Genomic DNA, 833 nt, shown 5'->3' on the forward strand with positions numbered 1-833 from the left:
CGTTGTAACGGTCTGCCTTACCGAGGATGAAACTGATGCCGTTTTGGATGTTTTTGCTGTACTGCGCGGCATCACCAAGATAAAGCGTGCCGCCCGATGCTTTTTGCAGCAGCTCCAATGGCGCGTCGGCAATGAGTTCGACGCGGCTAAGTCCGACCCAAGGCGTGCCGCTTTTGTGGAAATAACGGGCAACGATTTCAAACGGCGAACCGGTTTCGCCGCTGAGCAGCACGGGGCCGCTTTTTTTCACGGCAGGCTCAAGTTGTTGCTTGAATTCTTGAATGGCGGGGCTGTTGCCGAGTTTATCGAAGGACAAGCCCGCCGCCATCTGCATTTCGCCGTGTTTGAGGGCGCGGTCGACGGTAGAGAGCAGCTTTTGCAGGGCAATCGGTTTTTCCAGAAAATCGAGCGCGCCGATTTTGGTGGCTTCGACGGCGGTGTCGATGCTGGCGTGTCCGCTCATCATCACCACGGGCATGTTGAGCTGTCCGTTTTTCGCCCACTCTTTGAGCAGGGTAATCCCGTCGCAGTCGGGCATCCATATGTCCAACAACACCATGGCGGGACGGGTTTGGTGGCGCAGTTGGCGCGCCTCTTCGGCGTTCTCCGCCAAAGCCACGGAATAACCTTCGTCTTGGAGGATTTCCGAGAGCAAGTCGCGGATACCTACTTCGTCATCTACAATCAAAATATCACTGCTACGCATAAGTTTCTACCAATCGGGGTAAGGCTATTTTCACACACGCGCCGCCTTCGTTCTGATTGCTCAGGCTGATGCGGCCGCCGTGCTCTTCGATGATTTTCTTCACAACGGGCAATCCCAGTCCCGTACC

General features: G+C 55.6%; 2 protein-coding genes. Both read right to left on the bottom strand.

From position 1 onward, the window contains the following. Positions 1-706, bottom strand: a 706-nt coding sequence (locus tag ACTHUR_RS13010) for a response regulator (protein WP_440398920.1), incomplete at its 3' end; no start/stop codon positions are given. Next, positions 699-833 (bottom strand): ATP-binding protein (locus ACTHUR_RS13015; RefSeq protein WP_440398922.1); only part of this gene is annotated, 135 nt, incomplete at its 5' end. The genes ACTHUR_RS13010 and ACTHUR_RS13015, both read right to left, overlap by 8 nt.

This window comes from Neisseria sp. P0021.S007, assembly GCF_051956855.1.